Origin of the sequence: Oligoflexus sp., from assembly GCF_035638955.1 — a bacterium.
GTDB lineage: Bacteria > Bdellovibrionota_B > Oligoflexia > Oligoflexales > Oligoflexaceae > Oligoflexus.
In genome coordinates, this window is the sequence record NZ_DASQYZ010000025.1 from 84,999 (window position 1) to 105,573 (window position 20,575).

The following is a 20,575-nucleotide window of genomic DNA, read 5'->3' on the forward strand; positions in this document are numbered from 1 at the left end:
TGCAGACCCAGGCTACCTCGGTTCATGGCGTGCTGCAAGTCCATCTGCGGCGGCTGCCGGGGAAGTCGTGGTGCGGGAACACGGGAGACGCGGGTGCGACACGCGGAGCGGACTTTCAACAAAATTAGAAACCCCGCAGCTGTTTCCAACTGCGGGGTTGCATGGTGGGCGTTCACAGATTCGAACTGTGGACCCTTAGCTTGTAAGGCTAATGCTCTAACCAACTGAGCTAAACGCCCGATCCTCAAACGAGGAATGCGTTATCGCAGAAATCGGAAATACTGTCAACCGACTTCTTCCTCATCCTCTTCGTCGTGGTCCGACGCGACTTGATCGTTCAGGTTCCACCCATCTTCCGTCACAGAGGCGTTGCGCTCCTTGGTCACTGGCCCTTGGGGAGCACGGCGGACAAGGTGTTGCGGTCCCTGGGTTTCATTGAGCAGACTGTCCCGTTTAGGTTCGGATCGCTTGGTGGCTTCCGGTGCCCAGTCTTCAGACTCGGCTGGCTCATCGTCGTCCTTGTCAGCGACCGGATCGGGAGCGGATTTTTTGTTGGATGCAACGGTCCAATCTTCACCGTTTTCCAGATCCTCATCCTCTTCCTTTTCCTTGCCTTTTTTGCCTGTGGCTGATTTCCAGGAACCTTTGTCGTCACCATCATCACTCTGATCATCATCGTCGTCGGTTTTTTTCCGCCAGAAGAGACCTTTGCGTTTCGGTTTGCTTTTTTCGATCGTGCCCGCTTTGGGAAGGATTTCCGACAGACGCGCTTCTTCTGTCATTTCTGGTTCATCATCAATGTCTTGCGTGCGAGGCTGCTTTTTCATCGCTTGATTTTGCATCTGACGCGAAGCTGTGACGGGTTGTTCCATCATCGGTTCAGCTGCGGGTTCAAATGCTGGCATCGCGGGCGCAGAGGCTTGGGGTGCCAAGGTCTGGATCGCAGGCGCGGATGCAGAAGCCTGCGCGGCATAAGCCTGCATGGGAGCCGCTGGAGCCTGGGCATGGACGTAAGCAGGTTGTTCGGAAACGGGCGGTTGAGAATGCGGCTGCTGATGCGCAATATTTTGACCATATTGGGCCGCTTCCGCAAATACGTTGGGCTGTGCCATTCCAGGTGCTGGCAGAGGCTGACCAGGAACAAAAACAGGCTGGCCATCGGCTGACATCATCGGCGGTTGAGGAGCAAAAGTCTGCTGAGGCGATGGCATGGAAGTCTGCTGGGCCATCGGCGCAGGATTTTGCGGATGACGTGCCTGAGGCCCACTCGAATGCTGAGAGGCAGGCTGTTGATCATGCGGGATACCTGCAGGAGGCATGGCTTGCTGATGAACAGGTTGCTGCGCGTACGAAGATGGCGGAGATTGCATGCCTTGATGAGGCATCGTTTGCTGGGATGATGGCGCACCCTGAGGATATGTCAGTTGCTGCGCGAAAGGTTGCCCTTGATGCGACGGTTGAGGATGGGAAACAGGCTGCTGTTCGTAACCGGGCATGGGTTGACCCATCGGCTGTTGCATGCCGTGCTGCAGTATCTGTTGTCCCATGGGTTGTTGCATGCCCTGCTGTGACATCGGCTGTCCCATGGGTTGCTGCATACCTTGCTGTGACATCGGCTGTCCCATGGGTTGCTGCATGCCCTGCTGTGACGTCAGCTGTCCCATAGGTTGTTGCATGCCCTGCTGTGACATCGGCTGTCCCATGGGTTGTTGCATAACCTGTTGTGACGTCTGGTGGGCTATCGGCTGCTGAGTAGCCTGCTGCGGCATGGGTTGCTGCATGCCTTGCTGAGCCGCGGGTTGATTCATTGGCTGTTGCATGCCCTGCGTTGGCATGGGTTGCTGCATGCCGTTCTGAGGCGTGGATTGACCCATTGGCTGTTGCATGCCATGTGGTGGCATGGGTTGCTGCATGCCTTGTTGTGGCATGGGCTGTCCCATAGGCTGCTGCATGCCGTGCGGTGGCATGGGTTGCTGCATACCAGGATGTCCCATTCCCTGTGTCGGCATAGGCTGCTGAATCACGGTTTGTTCCTGGTACACAGGTTGATGCTGCGCCATCGGCTGATGATTCGAAATCGGTTGTTGATTCGACACAGGCTGAGGGGGGAAATGCAAAGGCTGATGATTGGAAACCGGCTGTTGGCTATAACCCTCCTGCGGCATGCCCGGATGTTGCGCCTGCTGCTGGCCCATAGCCTGAGGTTGCATAGGCTGCTGCGCGAATGGTTGGCCCATAGGCTGCTGACCTGATGGCATTCCTTGTGGCGGCAACGGCTGTTGCGCCTGCTGCTGCATCATAGGCTGCGGCACGACCGGCGCCTGGGCTTGCTGGGCCTTCGCCTGTTCCTGACGACGTTTGCGGCCAGGGTGCAGGGACTTTTCCAACATGGAAATGGGTACGACGTCAGACACTTCCGGTCCTTCATCATCGTCATCAAAATGCGAACTATGGACCTGCGAGACTTTGTCCGTATGCTTTTTCGCCGAAGTTGATTTCGCCTGTGACTTCGACGAAGCCCATTCGTCGTCGCCCACATGCGACTCGGCGGCAGTCGCTGGTGCATGGCGGCTGTAATGCTGCGATTCCTCGTCGCTGGTGATTTCCTTATTATCCTCATCTTCAATGCGTTGACCGAGCTTGGCCAGACGGTGGGCTCGCATAAAGCGCATGGTAAACCAGCTCATGATCAGCAGCAGAATCACGATGCCTGCGATGGCAAAGCCACGCCATCTCCAGGGTGGCCTTGTCGTCAGTTGAGACGAATGCATGGATGTATAGGCTATGGCGAGACCGGGTGAACTCTCGTCATCAAAGACCTTGGCCAGATCCGTATAGGTCATCAGGAAGTGATTGGTCGCCGACGAAATCAGGATGTGCATCTGCATGATGGGCACATCATCGTATTGAAATTCCGTGTAAAAGAGAATGGCGGGATCGCCGGTCTCGAGTTTCTGGAAAGCTGCATCCCGCAGACGATAGCCTGTCACACGGTTGGAGATTTTGCCAAACTTCTCGACGATCAAATCGCCATATTCCTTCATGGTCACTTCATCGATATAACGAAGTTTGCTGAAGACCATGACCTGAAGCGTAGGCTGATACGTTTGATTCGGCTGCTTCGGCGATTCAAAGAGCAAGGAAGAACCGTGCGAGTTCTTGTGCACCAGCCAGCCATTCGGCGGAACAATGCTGAACCCCACATCGGGAATTTCAATGCGTTCGCCGGTGGAGACCTTGGGCGGCTCCGGAGGCAGCTCCGCTTTGGCCTGAGGTGGACGCGGTGGTCCCTCGGCCCAAAGTTGGGGAACCAGACTGCTGAAAAGCAGACAAATCAAAATCAGCTGTTTCATAAAAAACCCTTATACGGAGCGAGCCAATTTCAGCTCGGCAAAGACCTGGACAAAGGCCTGATCATCCAGTGTGAAGGTACGCACGCTGTCTTCAATCCAAACCATGGCTGAGTCGTCGATTTCGTAAAGTCCGTAACGGTGGGGACCGTCATCGGGCAGACGTTCCTTCTGATTCCCTTCAATCTCCAGCGGGATCGACACTTCCATGCGCATCTGAAGTTTCAATATGGTCTGCCACCGGTGGGTGGGATGCCATTCAGGATCAGAAAGGGCTTTATAAATCGCATTGAGGCGCCAAATTCCGACATCCTGGTTGTCGGCTACGCGGCTTTCCGAAACGAACATGCAAACGTCGCCGGTCTTCACATAAGGACCCATGGCCCGGTGCAGGTACTCGATGCGGTGTTCAGGCTTTTGATAAAGATCGTAGCATTGTTTCGCGGAGAGCTTAACGATCCAGTGACGACCAGAGTTTGGCACGTCTTCGTTGTCATTGATACGCAAGAGGAGCTCCGTAGGATAATCGGTTGGCAAGCCTTGGGATTTCAGACGCAAGCGCGCCTTTTCCAAATAGTATTCACTGCGCTTGCGAAGCTTGTCCGACATCGTCTTACGCCCGCTTTGCAGAAGAGTGGCCCCGATCATACACAGCACATCAGGATCCCCTTCCTGCGCGCGACGATTCAGCTTCAAGAACTCTTCAAGAGCCGTGCGATTGCGATCAATCAGATAAGATGTATAAGCGAAATAGAATTGATACTGGCTATTCAAGGGATAGACTTCACGCAAGAAGCGGGCAAACTGCCAAGCCTTGCGGTACTGCTTCACGCTGAATTGCTTATGGAAGCCGATTTCCGCACCCAATGGACTTTCGCCAATGCGGTCCTGAAGAGTGTCCATGACTTTGCGACTGAAGGTGGCATCCTGCAAGCGAACGCCCAGCAAAGCGGCCCGACGCAGCACGAAGTAGTCAGCCGTGACTTTGATCATGCCTTTGGCGATCTGCAGCTGATCTTCGTCAGGCAGTTCGGGTCCCAGAACCAGCGACAACTCACGACTGTAGGGATCGGAGGTATGGCGCTCCAGCTTGCGCTGCAGAATACGTCCAGCTTCAAGCTCGCCCAGTTCATAATGAATAAGGCCGGTCAGAGCATAAAGCCCGATCCAACTTGGATGCTGATAGTTGATATGCCTTTGAATATGCCGCTGCAGAATGCGAAGACTGCTTTCGTCCTGGTCTTCGGCCAGCGATTCGATCCATAGTCGGTAGTAAAGATGAGGTTGCTGTGATTTGCCATCGGCAAGGCGCTCACTCAGCAGCGAAAGAGCTCCCTCTTTCTCATTTTGCCAATAGAGCCGGAGGGCTTGCAGATATTCCTGATCAGGACTCTGGATCCTGCTATTTTTCTGACTCTTGACCATCCGAACCTCCTGGGAACTGTCCTGCGTAAAGCACGCAGGAGTCGTATCGGACCAGGAAGCCGGAACTTTAGCTTTAACAGTGCGGAATACCTGACTAATTTTTGCCCATTCCCAGGCGATTTCTGCCTGGTGCTTGAGCTTTATTTAGCTGGCGATCTGCGCTGCAGGCGTCTCTTGACTCATAAAGGGCATTTCCAGAACGCTGGCGTAATCAGGCTGCGTTACGGGCATGGCATGCAATTCTGCGGAACGCTCGATCAAAAGATCGCGCAATTCACGGTAGCAGCCTTCACAAATGGGTTGATTGAAGGTTCTTTGTTCGACCTCTCCCCACATGGTGAGCGCTTTCCAGGCATGTGTACTGAACTCACGTGAACGACTCTTGCGCGACTCGCAACATACACTGCACGAATTGGTAACTGATTTACGCATGCCACCCCCCCTTTTCTGGATTATCAGGTAATAGAATCCGACTGCTCCACCATCAGCATGAACTGATGATGTTCGCTCTGACGAAACCAGACATGGTCCGCAGTCTGGAGGTGCGAATGCCTCAAGGTGCTGGGCTACATGCGCTAAGCCGCATCAGAATTTATAGATATGTGTTGTGCTCGTGCTTCATTTTCCACATCCCGAATTCTGTGTCAACAAAAAATATCTCAAGGCACGATTCACTCGTGTTGAGATTTCGTTGGGATAAATCCGAAAATGAAGATGGGAAGAAGAAGCTATAAGGCCTTGTGAAACACAAGGCCCTGGCTGGATCAGTTAATCCCGCGGTACGGTTCCTTGTCGAAGTAATACCGCATAATTTCCTGCTTGATATTATGGAAACGAAGATTTTCAATCCGGTGGGTCAGGAGCGGTTTCCAGACTTCATTGGCCTGCTGATAGGCTCCGTTCCGATATTTGACCAGCCCGCGCAGATAAATGACTTCAGGATCCCTGTCGCCTTCATTATCCTCGAGATAGACTTCTGCCTGCCGTACTTTACCCAATTTCAACAGTCCATGCGCCAGCACTCGCAGGGGACGCTTATCATGGGTAAGTCCCAGGTCCAAAGCGAGTTTCGCATATTCAACTGCTTTTTCGAGCTGCGTTCCTCTCCAGATGTAACAATCAGCCTGCTCCAGGTAAGCCTTGGCTCTTTGTTTATCTTTGAGGGACGGGATCATCAGCATCTGATCAAACCACATGCTGGCTGTTTCCAGCTGCCAGAGGTCTTTAAAGAGAACCCCGAGCGACCAGTAGATTTCAGGGCTATCGAAATTGGTGTTCAGGAGCTTTAAAAGGTCGTAAATCGCCTGCCGGGCGTCGAAAGCGGAAGCGGCCTGGACCAGACGCATGAGGACCAGGTCCTGTCCATCACCATACAGAAACCGGAGCTTTTCCCGGGCATAGACCAAAGCGATCTGCCTGGTTCCCGCCAGGGCACGAGTCTTGGCATCGTATTCCTGCCAATTGAGTTCCGACTCATCACTTTCAGCGAGCTTTTTCAGGGTTGCGTCGGCGACTTCGAACTCCACCTTGCCGTGGGCCAGCTCGGAAAGATTACGGACCTGCAGAACGAGGTACGCAATATTCCAGGGATCGCGTTGCAAAACCTGATGCAGCTGATCCAGACTGTTTTGGAATTGTCCCTTGCGGAATTCATAGTTGGCGTGAAGCCAATGCAATTCGCAAAGTTCCTCTTCGCTCATCTTGTCGTTGCGGTCGATGTTCGTCAGGATCTTTTTAGCCTGATCCGGATCACCGAACTGCATGATAAACGCTGCGTATTTCAAGGTTGTGATGCGGCTTTGCGAGTCCAGCTCGTACATGCGGTTAAAGTGTTTTGCCGCCTTGTCCTTGTTGCCAAGGCGCAGATAAACCTCACCCATATGACCTTGTACATCAGGATCTTCAGGGAATTTGGCCACCAGGGAATGGAGGAGGCTCAAAAGCTCCACTTTATCCGAAGGGCTGTCGACCAGTTTCTTCAAACGCTCTTTGTTGATCAGATAATCTTCCACGTTCACCTTGCTGAGACGCAGCTTGGAGACGAGAAGGCAAAAGCGAATCTCGGGTTGATCCGGATGAGCCTTGTAAGCTTCCGTGAAGAGTTCGTGGGCCAAAGCCACTTCACCCATCGATAGGAATTGGCCACCGATCTTTTGGATCACTTCCGGACTGGCTGCTTCGGCTTTCAGAATCTTGCGATACATGTCGAGCGACAGGTTGAATTCGCCAAACTCTTCCAAAACCTTGGCTGAGAAGTAAAGCACACCTTCGGATAGCATCTGGTCATCCAGAATGCGATGGGCCACCAGGCGCGCCTGGGAACGTCTCTGTTCGGCCAGTGTTTGATCGCCGCGCAGTTCAGCGACCTTGGCTGTGGCCAGGCGCTCGAAGAGCTGAATTTCAGGCGGACACATGCCTTTATTTTCCATCCACCATTCAGAAAGCGTTTGAATGGCCATCTCTGCAGAATCAAAGTCATTGCGATCAATGAATTCATTGGATAGGCGTCGATGCGTTTCGAAGTTGCCATACACGTTATACGGGGCCATGTCTTCAAAGAGGAAAAAGTACTGATCCCCTTTTTTGTCATCATTGGCCTGATAACAGATCTGGCTTAAACCAAAGTATCCGGGATACCAGTTGGGATCCAGGTTCACGCACTGCTCGTAGTTGAAGCGGCTGCGTTCCAGATTGTTTTCAATTTCCATGCAGAAGCCGATGCCATAATAAATGGCCGGATGCGGTCCCACCGTGCGCAGCAGCGCCTGCAGGCGGATCATGGCTTCTTTGTTTTCAATGAATTCACCATGCTGCTCGACGAAGATGAGGGCGATGCGGTAGGTCACGCTTTCCGCGTCCTTTTCCAGCGCCTCTTCATAGACCTTGCGCAAGTGAGCAAGGGTGTCGAGTTTGGTGGCGAGTTCAACCCGCCGCAGGTGCAGAAGAAGATCATGGCGATAGGCATCGCTATTCACAAGATCTTCGATCATTCGTTCGGCTCGTTCGTAGGCCTTCACAAATATGTATTTGTTGGCTTCATCGAGCTGTGGATTACTGGAATGCGTTGGCGTCATACGGCTTACCTCACCCGCTTTCCAGGCTTATCGACTATGGTTTTTGAAACTAAAACAGGCTGGACCAAGCGGTCTTTACCGCAAAGGCAAGATTGATTTGGCAGCTAAGCGAATCAGGGACTTGGCAGGGGCTGATCAAGGGGATTTCAGCCAAAACACCAGAAAAAGGAAAAATGTTTCGCGAGATTTCGTTTCTACGAAAACACCAATCGAAGAGTCTTACGGTGCAGAATGGTGCGGATCACCAGGAACACAAACCACAGTCCGGCTGCAATCCATGCGCCGTTTGCTGGCAGAATATGCCTTTCCAGAAGCATGATCACGATCCAACCGAGCACCAGCCGACCCAGACGGCGCCGCACGCTGCGATCCGAACCCACGAGTCCGCCGCGCCAGGAAAAGGGCACCGAGACCGCTTCACGATGATAGGGAAAAATCGTCGGCACCAGGGCTGGAACGAATTTCCCATAACGAAAAGCCGCGAGATTCTGCCGGCGCCGCAGCGCTTCCTCACGATAAAGATCCAAGAAATAGAGCAGGGGCAGGATGCCCAAACTGAAAAGGAGGCCGGCAAATGAGCGCGCGGCGAGACTGAAACCAATGGCCAGTAGCCAGAGGCTCAGGCGCAAGGGATGCCGCACAAAACGAAAGGGTCCAATCACAGCGGGTTCCTGCCAGCTGGCGGTATAGCCCTGGACCCAAAACAGCAAAGCCAAGGCTGCGCCTGAGATGGAGCCGCCAATCCATAGCGAGCGGGCATCCGGGGCAGCCCCGATCAGCGTGATGATCAAAATGAGATCTTCGATACAAAGAAAGGGAAGACCGGTCCCTAAACGCTGCTGAGCGTGGAGGAAGCGTTCACGGAAGGATTTGCCGAAGGACGCCAGCGTTTGTAATTCCATAGCCACTGCTCAGGGTAGAGGCGGATCACGGATTCGATGGAAGTTGCCATTCTCTGTGTCAGCTCAATTTCATCGATGCAACCATGATCAGCGGGGACAATCAGCTTCTGGATTATTCTATATTGCAGGAGCCCGGTCCGCATACAAAAAACCGCGAGCACAGGGCTGCCCTGCCGAATCGAAAGCTTGGCCGGGCCGCTGACAAACTCTGTGGGCTGCTGAAAAAAACGCACCACAGGCCCCACCCGTCCTTCAGGCTTTTGATCCATCACAAAGCCGAGGCACTCGCCTGCTTTCAGAAGTTTCAGCATGTCCTTGAGAATACTTTTGCTGTCCGTCCAGAGCACAGCGGTATTCATCCGTTGCCGCAGATCATCCAGGATCGCGGTCAATTCTGGCAATTTGGACGGTTTGGCCAGGGCATGAAAGCGTCGCCCGCTGGCCCGAGCCGTATAACGGGCCACGAATTCCCAATTGCCGAGGTGGGCTGTGACAATGATAAGACCCTTGCCAGCGGCCTGAAGCTCCTGGGTGGTCCCAGCGAGTTCATCGAGACCTTCGACTTGAATAGGATCCTGCTGAGATAGGTTGGCCCGCAGGGTTTCCATCAGCACACACCACTGCGAGCGGAAGACCTGCTGTTCAAAGGATTTGGCGAATGAGCTGTGAGCCGGCAGCGCATAAACCCGCTGCACGTTGCTGGCTATGAGCTTTTGATCGCGTTTCGAAAGCCTGGGTGCCCAAAAGCCTATGACTCGGGAAGTCCAGGGAATCCAACTGGCAGGCATGGACGCGATGGAGCGCAGCACGGCTTTGAGCAGAATCGTGATCAGACGGGAGCGGGCACTCACGCGCGCTCCGCTCTTTTTTGCAGGGCTTTGGCATAAAATTCACTGGCGCGATACGAAGAACGCACAAGTGGACCCGAGGCGCAGGACAAAAAGCCAAGCTCGTCAGCGATCCGGGCCAGTTCATCAAACTGCTTGGGTTCGACAAATTCCTTGATGGAAAGATGCTTCTTGGAGGGCCGCATGTACTGACCGATGGTGATGAAGTCCACTTGATATTCACGCAGATCCTTGAGCGCCTGCACCACTTCATCCATGGTTTCACCGAGGCCGAGCATCAAAGCGCTTTTGGTGAAAACAGGATAATCGGCGAGTTGCTTGACGCGCTGCAGAACTTGAAGCGATTGCCGATAGGATGCCCGGGCATCACGCACGCGTGGCGTCAGACGGTCCACCGTTTCGATATTGTGCGCAAAGACTTCCATTTTTGCGCTCAGAACGACTTCCAGTGAACTGTCCTTGCCCTGAAAATCACCGCCTAGAAACTCCAACAGAGTCGCGGGAGATTGAGACCGAATGGCTTCGAAGACGGACTTGATATGAGCCGCGCCGCCATCGGCCAAATCATCGCGATCGACCATGGTCAATACAGCATATTTGAGTCGCATCATGGCCACGCTCTGGGCGGTTTTTTCGCCTTCATGAGGGTCGAGCCAGCCGTTGGGATTGCCGGTTTTTACATTGCAAAAACGGCAGCCTCGGGTGCAGGTATCGCCCAGAATCATAAACGTTGCGGTATTAGTGGCCCAGCATTCATTGATATTCGGGCACTTGGCTTCTTCGCAAACGGTATACAGATTTTTGGAGCGCAGATCGCGCTTGATATCGAAGAAGACGTCCCCGGTGGGGATTTTGGTTTTCAGCCATTCCGGCTTATTAATATGCAAAGGTGCTGGCTTTTGCAAGGCATCAGCATTATCAGTCACGGCATAACCCCTTGATAGATGGGCTGCGGGCAGCGTTGGCACGAACAGCCGCACATTAACATTGTACTCTATCGATTGCCAGTGGAGGATGGTCGCCTTTTGGCTCATTCCATGTTAGAAGCTGTCCTCCCTGGTATTATCAAATAGGATACTGCTTCATGGCAAAATTTTCCCGCCCCACAAGTCCGGATACTCTGCTGACCAGCAAACGGAGTTATTCCATCTGGGCAGCAACGGTGGCCAGCCTTGCCAGGACTCCTCGCAACCTTGATCGTCCGCGCAACGACGTCTCTGATTTGGATCTGACCGCCGCCGTGATTCCTGAAATGCGTAAGGAACTCGTTGAACTTTGGGAAGCCTTTACGCTCAACCGTTCCGAAGTTTCCCGCTACCTGATGGACCCGAAGAAGGAAGCGTTGACTTATCTTTTGGGTTTTCACCTTTCGAACCTCGCTCGCGCGCAAGGCATGCTCCGGCGTAGCGAACACCATATGGGTCTATTCAGTTGGCTCCGCCAACAGCCACGGCCTTTGCATATCGAAGACCTTGGCTGCGGCACGGGAGCCTTGAGTTTGGCAACGCTGGATACTCTCATGCGTGATGAGAAGAAGGTCCCGTGTTCGATTGAACTCGTCGATAAATCGAGGGCGTTTTTAGACGCTGCCCTGCATGGTTTACAGCAGATCGATCCTCAGGCCAAAGTCGTGACGCGGCAACAGCGTCTGGACGAATATCTGGGTTTTGAAAGTCGTAAAACGGATGAAGCGAATGACAGCATCGTCTGGCATCAGCTCGGTTATGTTTGGAATGAAGTCAGCCATAATCCCAAAACAACACAGAGCCTGTTAAAGCATCTGGCGCAGGGTTTGAAACAGGGTCGACGCCTCATCACGCTTATTGAACCTGCGAGCCAGGATATGGCGCGTGGGGCTATGCAACTGCGCGATGAACTTTGTCAGATGGGCTATCAAGCGCTTTACCCTTGTCCTCATAATGGCAACTGCCCCATGCTCGAACGCACACGGGATTGGTGTTATAGCGAATGGGAATGGCAGCAGCCCCTTCTGATGGAGAAGATCGATCGCATTCTCGATATCGACCGCAGGCGCATCGGTGCCTCCGCCTATCTGTTTGCGAGTCCTGATATTGCCATGGCTCTGCGTACCTTTAAAAATGCCGAAGGTCACCAGGGTGATGCCATCGTGGTGGGACGCCCCTTGGATGAAAAAGCCCATCGGAGCGATACCCGTAAGTTTAACTATCTGCTGTGTACAGCCGCAGATGGGCTTGTCAAGGAACCGACGGATGCCGGTCCCGAGCGTTTGCGCGGCGTTGTTTGGGAGAGAATGGAAAAACCGGTGGTGACACCGGTCGGTCAGACCTCAAAGGCTGTCGGTAAGACTGTCAGAAGCAGCGACAAACCCGCTGGACGGACTGGCAGCAAACCCGCTGGCAGGACCAGCAGCAAGCCCGCTGGCAGAGCTGGCAGCAAGCCCGCTGGCAGAGCTGGCAGCAAGCCCACTGGCAAGACCGTCAGCAAGCCGCAAAAAACTCGCAAATGATTCTGGATAAGGCGCAGTCACTTCCACAGGGGCTGCGTCCTTTCCTGGTTGAAACCGAATACTGTGGGCATGCAGCAGCTGATGCGTGACGACCTGCATCATTTCATCCGGCAGCCTGTGCCGCTTGCCTTCGCCGTAAACTTTATCGCCAATAATTGGATATCCCGCTTCGTCGAGATGCACACGAATCTGATGACTGCGGCCCGTGATTGGACGACAGTTGACGAGGGTGACCCGTTGATTCGGATATGCTTTCAGGACTTCAAAAAAGGTCTGTGAGGATTTGCCGCCCGACTTCACAACCTTGACTTTACCGGTATTAGGCTGGATCGCACTCAGCGAGCATTTAATTTCGAAGGGCTTTTCAATCAGGCCCCAGGTCAGAGCGTGATAGGTTTTCTGAATGGTGTGCTGGCGGAACTGATCGGTCAGGAAAGTCATCATGTCCTTGTTGGTGGCGATGACAAGGGCTCCGGTGGTGTCCTTATCCAGTCGATGGACGAGCTGCAGATCCATTTTCTTATGGTCCATTTCCATCAGCAGCTTTTCGAGCACTGGAATCACATGCAGCACAGCCTGATCGCGGGTTGCCTGAGACGGCAGGCCTGCGGGCTTATTGATGATGATGATGTCATTTTCAAAATACAGGATATCCTCGGGCTTCAGACTCAAAGAGTCCTTGCTGCCGGGCTCAAAGAGTTTTTCGTTATATTCCACATCGATGCGGTCGCCTTTGCCCACAGTTTTGGAGGCAATGCGGACCCGCTTCTTATTCACATAGGCCCCGCCCATATCGACAATGGCTTTGGCGCGGCGCCGGGAAAGACCGGGAATGGAATCGGAAATGGCTGCATCAAGACGCATGCCGTTCAAACGGTAACTGACCTGAATGGAATGCCTTTCCATGACTTTAAACTCCTCGGTGGTCCTCTCAAAGGGCAGCAAGTGTTATCATTCTGGCTGGGAATAGTCAAGGTTGTGGATTTTAAGGCGATCTTCCATTGATGCCCCCTCCGCGGCTAAAGCCTGGAGATTCCTAGCCCACTTCAGAAGCTAGCGTATCGCACCCGATACGGAGAATGTTCATTGCTGCGTTGACGTCTCTATCGTGGATAGCTCCGCAATCACAGCACACCCATTCCCTTACCGAGAGACCTTTCGCTCCTTTCGGAGCGCTAGCTGGGATTGTCCGACAGCTAGAACAGGTTCTCGTTGTGTTGGTCTCATCGACCTCCACATACCAACGCTGACGCGCACTCGCTTTGTATTTCAGCATTGTTTTGAACATTGACGTTGCGGAATCGAGCAAAGACTTAGCCATTTTGGTTTTGATAAGTTTCTTTACGGACAGGTTGCCGACGACAATAAGTTTGTTTTGCTCGACGATCTTTGTTGAAGCTTTATGCAGATCATCCATACGCTTGTTTCGGACCTTGGCATGGATGCCCTTGGCTTGCCTTTTCTTTTTACCCTTCTGGGCTCTGGCAAGTTTTCGTTCCATTATCCGATAGTAGTGACCATTGGAAACCTTCTGACCGTTCGAAAGGGTCGCGGTTGACTTCAGTCCAAGGTCAATACCAACCGAAGCATAAGCGTCGCTTGTTTGCACCTCATAGCTCATAGAGATGCAGAGATACCATCGACCACGGGAATCCTCGCAGAACTCTCCTGCTCCATACTCGCCCTTGGCTGGAAGCCTTTCAGGTTGAAAAAGTTTGAACCCATGTCCAGCATAGTATGCCATGCCCTCTTTGAATGATATGCCCGTGCTCTTGAAAGGAACCCAGCCAAGTGACTTTTTGCCACGCCAGCGAAGCTTTCGCTTCCTTGCATTTTTCCTCCGCAACGCATACTCGGAGCAAACCTCCTGGACCGTTGTTGAATTGATTCCGAGGTCTTTCCCTACGCCTTTAGTCAGCTTTTGGAGATCAAAACCGGAGAGCCAGTGACTGTTATAGCGGATAGCATAGAGAGAGGTCTCATTGCAGTAGTTCCACACATAGTTGACAGCTCTCGACATCTTCTTAAGATGCTTTGCACTGACAGAGTCTTTGATGCGGATTTTTACTGTTTTCGTTGCCATTAAGCCTACAAATTGATAATCACACATGTTATACAGATTATAGGTATATAACACAATGAAAAAGCACCAAGGCAATGTCGTCAACTTCTGCACTTATCATGTCGTGTGGGTGACAAAGTATCGGAAAAAATACCTAGCCGGAGAAATTGGAACTCGGCTCAAGCAGATCTGCAGGGACGTTGCTAATGAGTGCAGTATCGAAATAAAGGAAATTGAATGCGACGGGGACACCATTCGCTTGCTGTTGGATGTTGATCCTCAGTTTGGAGTTCACAAGGCAGTTAAACGTATGAAAGGTATATCTTCCAAAGTTCTTAGGCAGGAATTCGCCATACTCAGGCAAAGACTACCCACGCTATGGACTAACTCCTATTTTGTCTGCACGGTTGGACGAGTATCCTCTGCATTGGTTCGGCAATATATCGAATTACAGAAAGAGCGTATAGTTCACTAGAAGCACAAGGGAGTTTTACTCATCTTGTGATAAAGGTAGGAAATGAGGGTATGAATTGTATTAATAACTAGAAGGGCCTCAGGTGGATCAAGAAGAATTGGATTGGGATGGACAACACTGGCCTTGTTTCTAATCGGATTTAGGGCATCAAGGGTTGCTCCATGAGTTCTTAAAATCATTCCTATATCTTGAGCACGATGGCCTTTCTGTATAAACGCTGGATGATGGTCTCCGAGATATTTTAGCATCTGGGTCATGGACGTTTTGGCGGTAATCTCAAGTCCTAGAGCCTGACTCTGATCCCTGAGGTAACCATGAAAAGCTGTGTGTACCCTGTCATGGGCACTGACTGCTCCCTGAGGGCTGGACAAAAGCACCTTTGCGTCTTCAAGGGCCGCATAACGGTAGCGCAGGAATGTTCAAAATTTAGCGGAACTGCGGTTGAGCTCAATTCAAGCTGTGAAATCCAGACATTTATCTCATCGTACATGGATCGACGATCGAGGTTGAGGTGGGCTGGCGTTTCCGCTTCGGGAGGGAATCTTTTTAATATTCCGCGGAGTATTTTGGCTTGTGACGTAGGGTTAGCCTCTTCCAGAATCCTTGCAAATCGCTGACGTGTAGTTCCTTCCATAGCATCTGGTTCAATATTGAGACCGCAGTACACAGGGTAGAACTCAGAATGCGTGTTGTAGGAAAAATCGGCGAGGTAGCCGCCACTTGATCCGATGTAACGAGTGATCACTTGCATAATCTGCTGTCGGGAAAGCTTTTCCATTCAGTCCTTTCTGTTTTATGAGTCAGATGATTGAAACTTTGGCTTGAGTTAATGTAGCGACAACTCAAATTCGCAAGCGAATTTCGACGATCGAGCTTTTTTGCCTTTGGGTCGCCCAAGCAATCGCAAATTAATACAACAAGCATAGCCGACATCATAAGGTGATTTGGTTCAAACTATTTGGCATTGGCCCATTTGACACCCATGGTAGGAATTTAGTTCGGCTCCCAAGATAAATCTACCCTTAAGTGACCGATACCTAGTTGCAATTCCTTGAAGGCGATCTTTGAAGCATTGGGCTATCCTTTCTCCAGCTACTATTCGGTATATTCGCGTGGAGAAACAACCTTTCCATCAAACAGCTTTTCATTCACTCAATTACGAAAAAGTGAGCTTCTTTTCTGACTGCTTTTGATATAACCGGGTGGATAAACTTTTATTTGAGTCAGTCATGCCCTCGTTTCCGATAGACCCCTTTCTCAGTGATATCGCTGCCGAGCTCCAGAAAAATCCGGCTGTTCTGCTTAAAGCCGAACCGGGAGCAGGAAAAACCACACGAGTGCCGCAGGCCCTTTTGGAAAAGTTTCAGCGCATTTTAGTTGTTCAGCCAAGGCGGCTGGCAGCAAAGTTGGCCGCGGAACGGGTGGCGGAACAGGCCGGTGGTCCTTGCGGGCAGCTGGTCGGCTATCAGATTCGCCTGGAGAATAAAAGCTCGCCCTCCACCCGGCTCCTGTTCGTGACGGAAGGGGTTTTAACGCGCAAGTTGCTTCAGGATCCTGAGCTGCGGGATTTTGATGTTGTGATCCTCGACGAATTTCATGAAAGGCATATTCATACCGATATTGCCCTGGCTTTGCTCCGTAGCATTCAGACCCGACGTGCGGATCTGCGACTCCTGATTATGTCAGCGACTTTGGATACCGGCGCGTTGGAGCAGTATCTGGATGGGGCCCGGGTCTTTAATATCCCCGGCCGTACGTATCCCGTGACTTTGGAATATTTACCAGGATCGAATCTGGCTTATCTGGAAGATCAGGTTTATCACGCCACGGCGCGTATGCTGGAAGACGAGCGTTGCGGTGGCAACATCTTGATCTTTCTGAGCGGGCTCGCCGAGATTCAACGCTGCACGGAACGACTTAAAAATGGATTGGGGACGCGGGCCGATTGGATCCCTTTGACCGCGGACCTGGCTGGCAATTATCGTCTGTTGCTGCAAAACGAGGGCGTGCCGAAGGTGGTGCTGGCCACCAACGTTGCGGAAACCTCGGTGACCCTGCCTGGCATTCGAGGCGTGATTGATACTGGCAAGGCGAAAATTTCAGGCTATGCCCCCTGGAGTGGTCTGCCGACCCTGGAAACGCAGAAGGTCAGCCAGGCGTCCTGCATCCAGCGTATGGGCCGTGCTGGTCGTATCGCTCCCGGTATTTGCTATCGTCTGTTTAGTGCGATGGATTTCAGCGGTCGCAGTAAATTTACGGAACCTGAAATTAAACGCATTGATCTGTGCCAGACGCTGCTCGAGATCCAGGCGATCCTGCCTGAGGAAAGCAAGGCCTGGGAAACGCTGCCCTGGTTGGAAGCGCCTGATGAGGCGATCCTTCAGCATAACCTTCAGCTCCTGACTTCGCTGGGTGCCCTCGATGCCGGAGGGCGTTTGACGGCCGAGGGTCGATTCATGGCGGAATTCCCCCTGCATCCCCGCCTGGGCCGCATTATTATTGAAGGGAAAAAGCAGGGCATTGCAGGAGCGGCTTTGCTCGCCGCGCTTTTGATCAGCGAAGGTATGCTGCTGCGTGGGGATGAAAATGCCCGGGATCATCTGGAGTGTGATGTTACCTATCAGATGGAACTTTTCCTGCAAGTGATCCAGAAGAGGAACGGAGCGAGACGCGATCTGGATTTCGCTCGCATGCAGCGGCTGCGGCAGCTGTATGATAGTTTGCGCCGAAGTTGCAACGCCGAGAGTCTACACGAACTGCAGACGCTCGATGGGATGCGTATACGTCGTGCGATCTTTGCTGGATTTGCCGATCGTGTGGCACGCCATCGCCCTGCGGCGAGTCAGGCGGGACACCGGAAGCAGCGACACTTCAACTTTTGCCTCGGTCGGGGTGCGGTTCTGAATGAATCGTCTGTGGTTCGGGATCGGGAATGGCTTGTCGCAATTGATGCGCGGGAAACTCTGAGTGAAGAGGCGGATACGCAGCGCGGCCGTATTTTTGTTGCATCTGCCGTGGACATAGCCTGGCTGAAAGAGGACCCCTTTCATCTGGTGCAGAATGCCCTGGATATCCGTCTGGATGAAAAGACCGGACGTGCGCGTAAAGTTACCAGCCTGAATTATGGACGACTTCTGCTCGAAGAGACGATTGAGCAGGCCGATGCGGCGGCTATTCAAGAGCTGCTTTTCGCGACGGTGAAGGGACGCTGGCCTGAGGCTTTTTCGGATCTCACGGACTTTCATTCCTATCACCGGAAGGTGGAAATATTGGATCGGCATCAGTTCCCGCATAAGCTGCCACGTTTTGAAGGCGACATGCTGGATCTTTTGCTGTCCCATCTTTGTGAGGGCGCGCGCTCGCTAGCTGATGTCACGGCGCGGAGCATGAGGCAGGCGATTGAAGAGCAGCTGGATTATAATGATATCCTTCTTCTGCAGCAGCAGTGCCCGGACCAGATCACTCTGAAGAATGGGAAAAAATTTCGTATCCATTACGATGAGCCAGGGGAACCTTTTATCGAAGGTCGGATTCAGGAGTTTTTCAGTCAGCCGACCACGCCCCGTATCTGTTCCGACCGGCAACCCCTTTTGCTCAAGCTCCTGGCCCCCAACCGTCGACCGGCGCAGATTACGCAGGATCTTGCCGGCTTTTGGCAGGGCAGCTATCACGACGTGAAAAAGGAGCTGAAAAGACGCTATCCCAAGCATGCCTGGCCAGAGGATCCGGTGCATGAGAAGCCTGACGACCGGCCCCCAAGGAGGACGACGTCTTCCTAGGTGAGCGTGTCCCTTCCTTCAAGGAGGACGACGTCTTCTGAGGTGAGCGTGGCACTTCCCACAAGATTCCTCTATAGTAGCCGCCTGGCCGCAGGACTTATGTGGCGATGTGGCATATATGCTGGAAGGAGAGGTCTCGAATGTCCGGAAAACGCAAAATAGTTATCACAGCGGCGCTTCCCTATGCGAATGGCCCGGTTCATATCGGTCATTTGGTGGAACATTGCATGGTTGATTTCTGGGCGCGTTTTCAACGCATGCGGGGCCACAATTGCTATTTCATCTGTGCCGATGATACCCATGGGACACCGGTGATGGTCAACGCCCGTAAACAGGGTGTGACACCAGAGCAGCTGGTTGAGACGGCACGCGTGGAACACGTCCGCGATTTGAATGGCTTTGAAATTCTTTATGACAATTACGGTTCGACCAACAGCGCGTCAAACAAGAAAATATCGGATCGCATTTTCGTCGCGTTGAAGGAAAAGGGTCATATTGAAACCAAGACCCTGCAGCAGGCTTACTGCGAAACCGATAAAATGTTCCTGCCCGATCGCTTTGTGAAGGGCACCTGCCCCCGCTGCGGTACGCCCGATCAGTATGGAGACGGCTGTGAATCCTGCAGTGCGGTGTATGGGACCGATGAATTGAAGAATCCTCGCTGCGTTCTGTGCGGTACGACCCCCGTGCAGAAAGCGAGCGAGAACGTTTTTGTCAAACTCAACGACTTCAAAAACTTTCTGAAAGCCTGGGTTCCTGAGCATAATAGTCCGGAAATCACCAAGAAGCTGAGCGAATGGCTGAAAGACGATTTGCAGTCCTGGTGCATTTCGCGTGACAAACCCTATTTCGGTTTTGAAATCCCAGGTCATCCCGACAAGTTTTTTTACGTCTGGTTTGATGCGCCGATCGGTTATCTGGCCTCGCTCGATGACTATGCCCGAGCCCGGCAGAAAACGTTCGAGGACTACTGGAACAGCCACGAGATCTATCATTGCATTGGCAAGGATATTATTTATCACCACAGCCTGTTCTGGCCGTCGATGCTCCAGGCGGCTGGCCTTAACACCCCGACTCAGGTGATGGTCCACGGCATGCTCCAGGTCAACGGGGCGAAAATGAGTAAATCGCGCGGCACCAATATTTCGGCCGGAACTTATTTGAAGCACCTGGATCCGAATTACCTGCGCTATTACCTCGCCTGCAAGATGTCGTCGTCGATCGATGATTTCGATTTGAACTTCGAAGACTTTGTCTCGCGCGTAAACTCGGACCTGATTGGCAAGATCACCAACGTGGCCTCACGCGGGGCTTCGATGCTGCAAAAGCTCGGCAGCAAAATGGGCGAGCTGTCCGAGGAAGGCCGTACACTTGTAACTCAGGCTCAGGCTCTGAGCGAGCCGATTGCCACGCATTACGAAGACCGGGACTTCTCCAAAGCGATTCTGGCTATCCGTGGCATTGCTGATGAAGCCAACAAGTACTTCGACAAGCATGAACCCTGGAAGCTGGTGAAAACCGATGAAGCGGCCACCGTTCAAATCCTGACCGGGATTTTGAATCTGTTCCGCATCATGACGGTTTATTTGAAACCGATTCTGCCAGGCTATGCGAAAAAAGTGGAACGCCTGTTTCAGGAGGACCCTTACACCTGGACCAGCGCGCAGCAGGTCCTGGAATTCCATGAACTGGCGCCTTACGAGCATCTGGCCAAACGAGTGGAAATGGGTCAGGTTCAGAACATGCTGGATGAAGCCAAGGCCTTGGCCGCTGCTGCCATGGAACAGCCAGCGCCAACCGGGGCATCGGCTGCGCCTACAGACTCAGCGTTGAACCTTGCTCCCACCATTGGGATCGAGGATTTTCAAAAGATCGATCTGCGCGTTGTCAAAATCATCGATGCGAAACTGGTGGAAGGTGCCGGTAAACTCCTGCAACTGACACTGGACCTTGGCGGTGGTGTGACCCGGAATGTATTTTCCGGTATCAAGTCCACGTACAAACCCGAAGATCTGGTCGGTAAATTGACCGTGATGGTGGCCAACCTTGCTCCACGCAAAATGAAATTTGGCGTGAGTGAAGGCATGGTCCTGGCGTCGGGTGATGGCGAAAAATTGGCTCTGCTGTTTCCTGATACCAATGCCGTCCCTGGTCAACGTATCAGCTGAAACG

The 20,575-nt window shown here is 52.6% G+C and carries 13 protein-coding genes, 1 tRNA gene and 1 pseudogene; 4 read left to right on the forward strand and 11 right to left on the reverse strand.

What is annotated here, in order from left to right; translation table 11 throughout:
- Positions 1-162: 162 nt before the first annotated feature.
- The 8 genes from VE954_RS03245 to lipA all read right to left on the reverse strand — a co-directional run bounded on the left by VE954_RS03245 (position 163) and on the right by lipA (position 10,525).
- Positions 163-239, reverse strand: a tRNA-Val gene (locus VE954_RS03245).
- A gap of 45 nt (positions 240-284) precedes the next feature.
- On the reverse strand, positions 285-3,353 hold the full coding sequence (locus VE954_RS03250; RefSeq protein ID WP_324949612.1) for a hypothetical protein: 3,069 nt from the start codon (positions 3,351-3,353) through the stop codon (positions 285-287).
- A 9-nt stretch (positions 3,354-3,362) separates the two neighbouring features.
- Positions 3,363-4,775, reverse strand: coding sequence for a hypothetical protein (locus VE954_RS03255; protein WP_324949614.1), 1,413 nt, complete (start codon positions 4,773-4,775; stop codon positions 3,363-3,365).
- Between the two features lie 144 nt (positions 4,776-4,919).
- On the reverse strand, positions 4,920-5,207 hold the full coding sequence (locus VE954_RS03260) for a hypothetical protein (RefSeq protein ID WP_324949616.1): 288 nt from the start codon (positions 5,205-5,207) through the stop codon (positions 4,920-4,922).
- A gap of 332 nt (positions 5,208-5,539) precedes the next feature.
- Positions 5,540-7,849 (reverse strand): tetratricopeptide repeat protein, encoded by a 2,310-nt coding sequence (locus VE954_RS03265; RefSeq protein ID WP_324949618.1) that lies wholly within the window; start codon positions 7,847-7,849, stop codon positions 5,540-5,542.
- A gap of 194 nt (positions 7,850-8,043) precedes the next feature.
- Positions 8,044-8,751 carry a hypothetical protein gene (locus VE954_RS03270; protein WP_324949620.1) on the reverse strand — a complete coding sequence of 236 codons (708 nt, stop codon included), beginning with the start codon at positions 8,749-8,751 and terminating at the stop codon, positions 8,044-8,046.
- Entirely contained in the window at positions 8,679-9,602 is a 924-nt protein-coding gene (locus VE954_RS03275; RefSeq protein ID WP_324949622.1) for a lysophospholipid acyltransferase family protein, read from the reverse strand. The genes VE954_RS03270 and VE954_RS03275 overlap by 73 nt, the downstream gene beginning before the upstream one ends.
- Positions 9,599-10,525, reverse strand: coding sequence for a lipoyl synthase (lipA, locus tag VE954_RS03280; protein ID WP_324949624.1), 927 nt, complete (start codon positions 10,523-10,525; stop codon positions 9,599-9,601). The genes VE954_RS03275 and lipA overlap by 4 nt, the downstream gene beginning before the upstream one ends.
- Before the next feature lie 158 nt (positions 10,526-10,683).
- On the opposite strand from lipA, the gene VE954_RS03285 reads away from it, so the two are divergent.
- Complete coding sequence (locus VE954_RS03285) at positions 10,684-12,087, forward strand: small ribosomal subunit Rsm22 family protein (RefSeq protein ID WP_324949626.1); 1,404 nt, start codon at positions 10,684-10,686, stop codon at positions 12,085-12,087.
- Positions 12,088-12,129: 42 nt separating this feature from the next.
- Here VE954_RS03285 and VE954_RS03290 read toward each other — a convergent pair.
- Positions 12,130-12,993 (reverse strand): annotated as a pseudogene (locus VE954_RS03290) (RluA family pseudouridine synthase); the annotation flags it as partial.
- Positions 12,994-13,123: 130 nt separating this feature from the next.
- Positions 13,124-14,263 carry a transposase gene (locus VE954_RS03295; protein WP_324949628.1) on the reverse strand — a complete coding sequence of 380 codons (1,140 nt, stop codon included), beginning with the start codon at positions 14,261-14,263 and terminating at the stop codon, positions 13,124-13,126.
- On the opposite strand from VE954_RS03295, the gene tnpA reads away from it, so the two are divergent.
- On the forward strand, positions 14,226-14,624 hold the full coding sequence (gene tnpA, locus VE954_RS03300) for an IS200/IS605 family transposase (RefSeq protein WP_324949630.1): 399 nt from the start codon (positions 14,226-14,228) through the stop codon (positions 14,622-14,624). The genes VE954_RS03295 and tnpA overlap by 38 nt on opposite strands.
- Here tnpA and VE954_RS44060 read toward each other — a convergent pair.
- Positions 14,621-14,881 carry an abortive infection family protein gene (locus tag VE954_RS44060; protein ID WP_414698962.1) on the reverse strand — a complete coding sequence of 87 codons (261 nt, stop codon included), beginning with the start codon at positions 14,879-14,881 and terminating at the stop codon, positions 14,621-14,623. The genes tnpA and VE954_RS44060 overlap by 4 nt on opposite strands.
- 972 nt (positions 14,882-15,853) lie before the next feature.
- Between VE954_RS44060 and hrpB the strand changes: the two genes are divergently transcribed.
- Both hrpB and metG read left to right on the forward strand, forming a co-directional pair.
- The gene (hrpB, locus tag VE954_RS03305) at positions 15,854-18,403 is read left to right on the forward strand and encodes an ATP-dependent helicase HrpB (RefSeq protein WP_324949632.1); all 2,550 of its coding nucleotides are present in this window, start codon (positions 15,854-15,856) and stop codon (positions 18,401-18,403) included.
- A 140-nt stretch (positions 18,404-18,543) separates the two neighbouring features.
- Entirely contained in the window at positions 18,544-20,571 is a 2,028-nt protein-coding gene (gene metG / locus VE954_RS03310) for a methionine--tRNA ligase (protein ID WP_324949634.1), read from the forward strand.
- Positions 20,572-20,575: the final 4 nt, after the last annotated feature.

Excerpts from the sequence above, each read along its gene's own strand:
- VE954_RS03250 (WP_324949612.1), bottom strand. The coding sequence starts at position 3,353 with ATGAAACAGCTGATTTTGATTTGTCTGCTTTTCAGCAGTCTGGTTCCC.
- VE954_RS03255 (WP_324949614.1), bottom strand. The coding sequence starts at position 4,775 with ATGGTCAAGAGTCAGAAAAATAGCAGGATCCAGAGTCCTGATCAGGAA.
- VE954_RS03260 (WP_324949616.1), bottom strand. The coding sequence starts at position 5,207 with ATGCGTAAATCAGTTACCAATTCGTGCAGTGTATGTTGCGAGTCGCGC.
- VE954_RS03265 (WP_324949618.1), bottom strand. The coding sequence starts at position 7,849 with ATGACGCCAACGCATTCCAGTAATCCACAGCTCGATGAAGCCAACAAA.
- VE954_RS03270 (WP_324949620.1), bottom strand. The coding sequence starts at position 8,751 with ATGGAATTACAAACGCTGGCGTCCTTCGGCAAATCCTTCCGTGAACGC.
- VE954_RS03285 (WP_324949626.1), top strand. The coding sequence starts at position 10,684 with ATGGCAAAATTTTCCCGCCCCACAAGTCCGGATACTCTGCTGACCAGC.
- tnpA (WP_324949630.1), top strand. The coding sequence starts at position 14,226 with ATGAAAAAGCACCAAGGCAATGTCGTCAACTTCTGCACTTATCATGTC.
- VE954_RS44060 (WP_414698962.1), bottom strand. The coding sequence starts at position 14,881 with ATGACCCAGATGCTAAAATATCTCGGAGACCATCATCCAGCGTTTATA.
- hrpB (WP_324949632.1), top strand. The coding sequence starts at position 15,854 with ATGCCCTCGTTTCCGATAGACCCCTTTCTCAGTGATATCGCTGCCGAG.
- metG (WP_324949634.1), top strand. The coding sequence starts at position 18,544 with ATGTCCGGAAAACGCAAAATAGTTATCACAGCGGCGCTTCCCTATGCG.